At 55.4% G+C, this 5,434-nt stretch carries 5 protein-coding genes; 1 reads left to right on the forward strand and 4 read right to left on the reverse strand.

All coding sequences use genetic code 11. From position 1 onward, the window contains the following. From phoU to WC598_RS15360, 4 genes are all read right to left on the reverse strand, one after another. Positions 1–593: phosphate signaling complex protein PhoU (gene phoU / locus WC598_RS15345; RefSeq protein WP_372962378.1), on the reverse strand; the 593-nt coding region annotated here is incomplete at its 3' end. 14 nt (positions 594–607) lie between these two features. Next, entirely contained in the window at positions 608–1,369 is a 762-nt protein-coding gene (pstB, locus tag WC598_RS15350) for a phosphate ABC transporter ATP-binding protein PstB (RefSeq protein ID WP_372962379.1), read from the reverse strand. A 3-nt stretch (positions 1,370–1,372) separates the two neighbouring features. Further along, the gene (gene pstA, locus WC598_RS15355) at positions 1,373–3,322 is read right to left on the reverse strand and encodes a phosphate ABC transporter permease PstA (protein ID WP_372962380.1); all 1,950 of its coding nucleotides are present in this window, start codon (positions 3,320–3,322) and stop codon (positions 1,373–1,375) included. Positions 3,323–3,376: 54 nt separating this feature from the next. Then, entirely contained in the window at positions 3,377–4,378 is a 1,002-nt protein-coding gene (locus tag WC598_RS15360; protein ID WP_372962381.1) for a phosphate ABC transporter substrate-binding protein, read from the reverse strand. A 130-nt stretch (positions 4,379–4,508) separates the two neighbouring features. On the opposite strand from WC598_RS15360, the gene WC598_RS15365 reads away from it, so the two are divergent. Further along, the coding region (locus WC598_RS15365) for a PhoU domain-containing protein (RefSeq protein WP_372962382.1) at positions 4,509–5,434 on the forward strand (926 nt) is incomplete at its 3' end.

Genomic DNA, 5,434 nt, shown 5'->3' on the forward strand with positions numbered 1-5,434 from the left:
CAGGAGTGATCGGCACAGCGTTCGAGATACCGGGCCACCATGATGTAATGGGTGCAGCGCGAGATGTTCTTGGGATCCTCCATCATGTAGGTGATCCCTTCGCGGAAGATTGAGTGCCGGAGGGCATCGATGGTATCGTCCCGGGCAGAGAACTCATCAATGAGCCGGAGATTGTCGGATTCGTAGGCATGGATAGCATCATCAACCATATCGATGACAAGGTCAGCCATGTGGGGAATACTCATGAGATTTGCGATATGAGGCTTATCGGAGATCTCTCTGACAATGTTTGCGATAACCTTGCCGTACCGTCCGATCCGCATCGATGCGCCGATGACCTTGAGGGTGCAGGCTATGACCCGCATGTCTTTTGCCATGGGCTGGTTGAGAGCGATGAGCTGGTAACAGTGCTCTTCGAGTTTCACTTCCAAAGCATGGAGTTCATCTTTCCTGCTGACGACAGATGCTGCCAGTTCCCTGTCCTGCCGGATCAGGGCATCAACAGCAGTCCGGAGCATATCGCGCCCGAAGAGGGACATCGCCACCGTGTCCGTTTTGAGCTGTTTTAATTCCACATGAAATTTTTCTGCCATAATTCATGCCTCCATCAGCCGAACCGCCCGGTGATATAATTCTCGGTGAGTTCTTCCTTTGGGTGTTCGAAGATCTGGACGGTCTTTCCGCACTCGATAAGTTTTCCTAAATACATGAACCCGGTATAATCGCTGACACGGGCCGCCTGCTGCATGCTGTGGGTGACGATGATGACCGTGTAATCCTTCTTGAGCATCTCGATAAGATTCTCGATCTTAGCCGTTGCGATCGGGTCGAGCGCCGAGCATGGTTCGTCCATCAGGATTACTTCCGGGTTCACGGCCAGGGTACGGGCAATGCAGAGCCGCTGCTGCTGGCCGCCCGAGAGACCGAGCGCCGAGTCATGAAGCCGGTCCTTCACTTCGTCCCAGATAGCGGCGTGACGAAGACTCTGTTCAACGATCCGGTCAAGTTCGGCTTTGTCCCGGACGCCATGGACCTGCGGGCCGTAAGCAACATTCTCCCAGATGGATTTCGGGAACGGGTTGGGTTTCTGGAAGACCATGCCGACTTTTTTCCGGAGAGTCACCACATCTGTTGACGGCGCATGGATGTTCTCATTGTCGAGCGTGATCTCTCCGGTAATCCTGACTGAGTCGATGAGATCGTTGAGCCGGTTGAAGCACCGGAGCAGCGTGGACTTCCCGCAGCCAGACGGACCGATCAGGGCCGTTACCTTGTTCTTCGGGACCTTTATCGAGACCGACTGGAGTGCATGTTTCTCGCTATACCAGAGGTTGAGGTTGTTTGTGTTGATAATGACAGATTCGGACATAGTTTATCCCCGTGCCTTGTTCTGGAAATGAGTTCGTATTACGATCGCAACTGCATAGAACCCGATGACGAGCAGCAGCAGGACGAGCGCGGTCCCGTATTTGTTGGTGGAGGAGCCGGGCACGTTGGTTGCCAGGATAAAGAGATGGTAGGGCAGCGCCATGACGGGTTCTGTCAGCGACGATGGCAGGAACCGGGACGAGAAGACCACGGCCGTGAACATGATCGGTGCGGTCTCCCCCGCGGCCCGGCCAATGGACAGGATGGCACCGGTGACGATCCCCGGCACGGCCGGGGGAATGACAACCCGGCTGATGGTCTGCCATTGCGTTGCTCCCAGCGCAAGGCTGCCTTCCCGCAACGACTGCGGGATATTTTTCAATGATTCCTCGGTCGTGCGGATCACGGTTGGCAGCACCATCAGGGCAAGCGTAATCTGGCCGGCGATAAGCGAGACACCGACATTCAGATAGAGCACGATGAAGGCAAACCCGAAGAGGCCGAACACAATGGACGGCGTGCCGTTCAGCAGGTCCACACCGGTCCGGATGAGCCGGGTGATCTTCCCTTCCCGGGTGTACTCGACAAGATAGATGGCTGCCCCGACACCGAGTGGCAGTGCGATGGCAATCGCACCAAGCACAAGGTAAAGCGTGCCGACAATCGCCGGGAAGATCCCACCGGCCCGGCCGAGATCTTTTGGCGGCTGGGTTAAGAACTCCCACGAGATCGCGGGGAGACCGTTGATCACAATGTCCTGAAGAATGATGACCAGGATCGCAAGGACAATGAGTGCTGCGAGACCGACCAGACCAAACGCAATGGTCTGGATATGTCTCTCCGAAACCCGGTCTTTCACATAATACCAGATGATTCCGGCAAACACGATTGCTGCGGTGAGCCACCACGGCGCCGCAATGAGCAGGAAGAGGAGCACCAGCACGAGACCGGCAGCCTTGCAGATCCGGACAATAGATTCCTTCATTGCCACCGGGATGAGCGGTTTACGTACAGAGGTCCGGCCTTCCTTGAGGTGGCGGAGGATGGCGACTGCGGATAGATTGATGACGAGCGTGATGACCAGCAGCACGATGGCAATGCCGAAGAGTGCACTGTAATGTTCACTGCCGATCGAGACCTCACCCATCTCGATGCCGAGCGTTGCGGTCAGCGTCCGTAATGGTGAGAGGATATTCCAGATCGGGTCCGGTATAATGGCTGCGTTGCCGGCAACCATCAGGACGGCCATCGTCTCGCCGACAACCCGGCCGATACCAAGGATAACTGCTGCGGCAATGCCCGACAGGGCGGCCGGCACAAGCACCCGGCTGATCGTCTGCCACCGGGTTGCCCCGATGGCAAGCGATCCTTCCTTGTACTCGTGGGGCACCGAACTGATGGCATCCTCCGAGACGCTGATGATTGTGGGAAGCGCCATGACACCAAGCAGCAGGGACGCCGCAAGCCACGTCTCTCCCGTCGGGATATCGAACGAGATCCGGATGAAGTTCGTGAGCACGATGAGACCGAAGAACCCGTACACCACGGACGGGATGCCCGCCAGCAGTTCAACTGCCGGCTTAAGTACTTTTTTTACCCCGGGAGATGCGAGTTCCGAGATGTAGATTGCACAGCCTATGGAAAGCGGGACGGCAAAGACCATGGCCCCGAGCGTCACGAGAAGGGTCCCGACAATGAGCGGAAAGATACCATACAGGGGTTCCGCTGCGGTCGGTGCCCACGTCATCCCGAACAGGAACGGGATGAGCCCCACTGCTCCGAAGATCGGATACCCGTCCCGTAACAAGAAGAGAAGGATGAAACTTACTACAATTACTGCGAGAAATGCTGTGCTGAAGAATACGGTTTTTATCGCCTGCTCCTTAAGCAAGGAGATTTGGGCGGTGCGGGGGGAGGCTCCACTCCCCGGCTCGGTGCTGTTGCTGGATACCATTGTGATTTGCCCCCTTTCACTCGCACAAAAAAATGGTGTTAAGTCATTCCGGTTTTAACTGCTGCCAACTGTCACGTAACCTTCATTGGCAACGATCTTCTGGCCGTCAGGGCCGAGGATATACGTGATGAAGTCACCGGCAAGTCCGGATGGCTGGCCGTTTGTTATCACGTAGAGATCACGGGAGACCGGGTAAGTCTTGGACTTGACATTGTCAAGGGTCGGTGCAACGATCTTCTGCGCATTGTACCAGACGGGGACTGCCTTGACATCTGTGCTGACAAACCCTATCGAGACGTACCCGATCGCGCCTGGGGTCTGGGCTACCGTCTGGGTGACTGCGCCGTTCGAGTTCTTCTCCAGCATCTTGCTCGTGGGAGTTGCCTTCAGGAGAACCGTCTCATCGAAGTAGGTCCGGGTACCGGATGCACTGTCCCGGCCGATGATGACGATCTGGTTGTTCGTGTTAGGTACGCCTGCACCGGGAATCTCGGTCCATTTGGTGATCTTGCCAAGGTAAATGTTCTTGATCTGGTCGAGCGTAATATACTGGATTGTATTTGCCGGGTTCACAATCACCGCAATGCCATCCTGGGCAACCGGTGTAACTACGAAACCCGGATACTTGGCCAGTTCCGCCTTGGTCACTTCACGCGACGTCATGCCGATATCCACCGTCTTGGCTCCAATTGCCTGGATACCAACACCGCTACCGCCACCGGATATCTGGATGTCGGCATCCGGGTGGGTTGCCATATACTGGTCGGCAGCTTTCTGGACGATCGGGAGAACCGTTGTCGAACCACTTATCGTGATCTTTTGTTTCTGGCCGGTTGAAACCGGGGCGGCGGTCGTTGCTACTACTGCCGGTGCCGAGACCGCAGCCTGGGTGTTTACCGGAGCAACTGCCGAGGGTGTTGACACCGGGGTACTTGCCGGGGTTGCTACCGCAGTTTTTGATCCGGTGTCGGTGCAGCCTGCAAACAGCATCGCAAAGACGAGGACTGCCACAAGACTCATGGTCATGAGAAGATACGAACTCTTTTGGGCTTTCATAGTGTTCGATCACCCGTTTCGCAGGAGAATATATACTGTTATTCGACATAGAATATATGAGCATATATAAACAATAGAGAAAGATAGAGACATATGGGGAACTCTGATTCCTGAGGAGATACGGGATACAATGGAAATTCGCAGAGTGCAGATGACCGGGGGTTCGTCCTTTGTGGTGACCCTCCCAAAGACCTGGGCTGATGAACAAAAGATTAAAAAGAATGACCCGGTCGGGCTGGTAATCCAGCCGGACGGGACCCTGCTTGTCACGAAGAGCGTGACTGAAGAGCCGCTCCAGCGCACGAAAAAGATCGATATCGCCACGGTTTCAGATCCGGCATTCCTGTTCCGCCTTCTTATCGGGACATACATCACCGGCTTTTCAATGATCCGGATCACCTCGAAACAGCGGTTCCCGCCATTCGTTCGGACCGTTGTCCGGGACTTCACCCAGATGACCATAGGCCAGGAAGTTGTCGAGGAGACCGAAGAGGTCATTGCCATCAAGGACCTCCTCAACCCGGCCGAGATGCCATTTGAGAACACCATCCGGCGTATGTTCGTCATTGTCAAGACCATGCACGAGGATGCGATCGCGGCTCTCGCTGCCCACAACCGGACCCTGGCAGACGATGTTGTTGCCCGGGACATGGACGTTGACCGGCTCAACTGGCTGATCGCGCGGCAGACCAACATGATCATGCAGAACAACGCCCTTGCCCGGAAGATGGGAATCTCTCCCGGCATGGCAATGCACTATTACATACTCAGCCGGATCATCGAGCGGGTCGGCGATCATGCGGTCCGGATAGCGGAAAATGTCCAGCCAATCATCGATGCCGGCGTTGACAAAAAGATCATTGATGCGCTCCGGAAAGCAAGCACGATGTCACTGGAAATTTTTGACCGGAGCGTGATCTCGTTCTTCAACACGGATATGAAGGAAGCCCACCGGAATATCGAATCGATAGCAGCCCTTGAAAATATCTGCGGGGATATCAACAATATGGTCTTAAAGCAGGAGACCCTTGTTGCCATCCACGTAGGTTACGTTGC

The organism is Methanoregula sp. (genome assembly GCF_041645475.1).
GTDB lineage: Archaea > Halobacteriota > Methanomicrobia > Methanomicrobiales > Methanospirillaceae > Methanoregula.